Raw genomic sequence first — 2,697 nt, 5'->3', positions numbered from 1 at the left:
GCGGGCGGCGGCGGGACGGGCGCGGGCGGGGCGGCCGCGAGCGCTTCCCGCTGACCCGGCGTCAGCGCCTCGTACTGCGATTTGACGATCGCGATCTGGACCTGCAGCTGACTTTGCTTGTTCTGCAGGTCAGCGCGTACCGCGGCGGCCTGTTCGGCGGCGGTCTTGGCGGCCGCCGCCGACTCCGCCGACGCCAGCTGGGCGGTGGCGGCCTGCTCACTGATGGTCTTGAAGTTCCTCATTTGCGCCGACATCTCGGTGGCAACCACGCGCTGCACCGAGAGCTGGTCGATGAACTGCTGTGGGGAGTTCGCCGTGAGGATGGCGCTCATACCGTCGGTGCGGCCGCCCATGTACTGCGCCGCAGCAACGTGGTTGACGGCACCCTGAAAGGTAGCCAGCTGGTTCTCGGCGGCGTCCGCGGCGGCGACGTCGGCGGTGTGCTTCGCCTCGGCTGTCTGCTGCGTTGCCAGCTTGTCGTTGAGATCCAGCTGCGCGGCGTGCATCGCCTCGGTGGTCTGCTCGGCCTGCCGGGACAGCTCGGTGAGCTTTGCCAGCGCATCGGCGGCCGGGTCTGCCTGCACACTCGAGGTCAGCGCGGCGGCGAACATCGTCACACCGATCGTTGCACCGGCAAGAAGTCGAGTGACAGCACGATTTCTCCAGTGCGCGCGAGCGAGCCTCAAGATTTTGCGTCCTTAAACTGGCGTAACGAGCCGCCTCGAACTGCTCTCAGGTCTCAGATAGGTTACGAAACGGCATCGGGCTTGTCCAACAGGAGACGCAAATTTAACAGCTGTCAGGGGAATTTTTTCCAGGCCGGTGGTGATGCGTGTCGTCAGGCAACGCCCGAATCTCTTTGCCGGTGAATCGGAACCAGGCGCAGCCGCGGCGCCAGTCCCGCGTCGGCCAGCACTTCCAGGGCGCGGCGCTCGTCCATCAGCAACGTCTCCGGCACCCCGAGCAGCACACTCACGACACAGTCCTGGCAGCCAGGGCCGCGCACCGCGCAGTCGTCGCAGTCGATCACCACGGTGCCGTCCGCGTCGGTTCGGGCGGACTCGAGCCGGTTGGACGGGGTGCCGTCGGGAACCAGGGGTTGTCCCATCGTGGGCCCTCCTCTTTCGGGGTGTTGTCGGCACGGTAACGGCGCCCCCCGACAAGTTCGCCGCGCTGCGCGTGGCAACCGCCCGCTGTCGGTGCGATTGCCTACCTTGACGCCCATGGGGCAGCTCAGCTTCGCCGACGTCGATCCGCAGGCTGACCTGTCGCTGCGGGAGACCACGTTCGTGGTGGTCGACCTGGAGACCACCGGCGGCCGCGCCGCCGGCGACAACTGCGACATGATCACCGAGATCGGCGCGGTGAAGGTGCGCGGCGGGGTCGTGCTCGGTGAACTCGCCACCCTGGTCGACCCCGGCCGTGCGATCCCGCCCCAGATCGTCGCGCTGACCGGCATCACCTCCGCGATGGTCTACGCGGCGCCGCGCATCGAGTCCGTGCTGCCCGCCTTCCTCGAATTCGCCCGCGGGGCCGTGCTCGTCGCCCACAACGCCGGCTTCGACATCGGCTTCCTGCGGGCGGCCGCCGAACGCTGCGGCCTCGCCTGGCCGCGGCCGCCGGTGCTGTGCACCGTGAAACTGGCGCGCCGGGTGCTCACGCGCGACGAGGCCCCGAGCGTCAAGCTGTCCGCGCTGGCCCGGCTGTTCGGCGCCGCCACCACCCCCACCCACCGCGCGCTCGACGACGCGCGCGCCACCGTCGACGTCCTGCACGCACTGATGGAACGCGTCGGCAACCAGGGCATCCACACCTACGCGGAGCTGAAGGCGTACCTGCCCGACGTCACGCCGGCGCAGCGGCGCAACCGCGCGCTGGCCGATCCGCTGCCGCACCGGCCGGGGGTCTATCTGTTCCGCGGACCGGGCGGCGAGGTGCTCTACGTGGGCACCGCGGTCGACCTGCGCCGCCGTGTGGGCCAGTACTTCAACGGAGCCGATCCGCGCACCCGGATGAAGGAGATGGCGTCGCTGGCCACCGCCGTCGACCACGTCGAGTGCGCCCACGACCTGGAGGCAGGGGTCCGAGAACTGCGGTTGCTCGCCGCGCACGCACCGCCCTACAACCGCCGGTCGAAGTTCCCGCACCGGTGGTGGTGGCTGGTGCTCACCGACGAGGCCTTCCCGCGGTTCTCCGTGGTGCGCTCGCCCCGAACCGATTGCGCCGTCGGGCCTTTCCGGTCCCGCGCCGACGCCGTCGAGACCGCGGATCTGCTGTCGCGGTTCACCGGCGTACGCACCTGCACCGCCCGGCTGGCGCGCTCCGCGCTGCACGGTCCGTCGTGCCCGGAGCGCGAACTCTCCCCCTGCCCGGCGCCGCGCGAGCTTTCCGCGGCCGACTACGCCGCCACCCCCCGTCGCGCCGCCGACCTGATCGCCGGGCGCGACAACACCCCGCTGGCCGCGATGCTGGCCCACCTCACCGGGCTGGCCGCCGCGGGCCGCTACGAGAAGATCGCCGCCCGGCTGCGCGACCACGCCGCGGCGGCCATCGAGGTGCTGTGGCGCCAGCGGCTGCACGCCCTGGCCGCCCAGTCCGAACTCGTCGTCGCTGCCCGCGCCGACGGCAGTGGCGGGCATCTCGCCGTGGTCCGGCACGGCAGGCTCGCGGCGGCAGCGGGCTGCGCGGGGCCCGGAG

2 protein-coding genes and 1 pseudogene are annotated in these 2,697 nt (G+C 71.2%); 1 reads left to right on the top strand and 2 read right to left on the bottom strand.

All coding sequences use genetic code 11. From position 1 onward, the window contains the following. Nucleotides 1-686: pseudogene (locus H7I41_RS28555) on the bottom strand (peptidoglycan hydrolase RipC); the annotation flags it as partial. Between the two features lie 152 nt (nucleotides 687-838). Continuing rightward, entirely contained in the window at nucleotides 839-1,108 is a 270-nt protein-coding gene (locus H7I41_RS28550; RefSeq protein WP_264016026.1) for a hypothetical protein, read from the bottom strand. Nucleotides 1,109-1,223: 115 nt separating this feature from the next. Here H7I41_RS28550 and H7I41_RS28545 point away from each other — a divergent pair. Then, on the top strand, nucleotides 1,224-2,697 hold a 1,474-nt coding region (locus tag H7I41_RS28545; protein ID WP_264016025.1), incomplete at its 3' end, for a DEDD exonuclease domain-containing protein.

Origin of the sequence: [Mycobacterium] manitobense, from assembly GCF_025821665.1 — a bacterium.
Taxonomy (GTDB): Bacteria; Actinomycetota; Actinomycetes; order Mycobacteriales; family Mycobacteriaceae; genus Mycobacterium; species Mycobacterium arseniciresistens.
The sequence above is the reverse complement of the archived record's forward strand: the minus strand, read 5'-3'. Positions and strand labels throughout refer to the sequence as shown.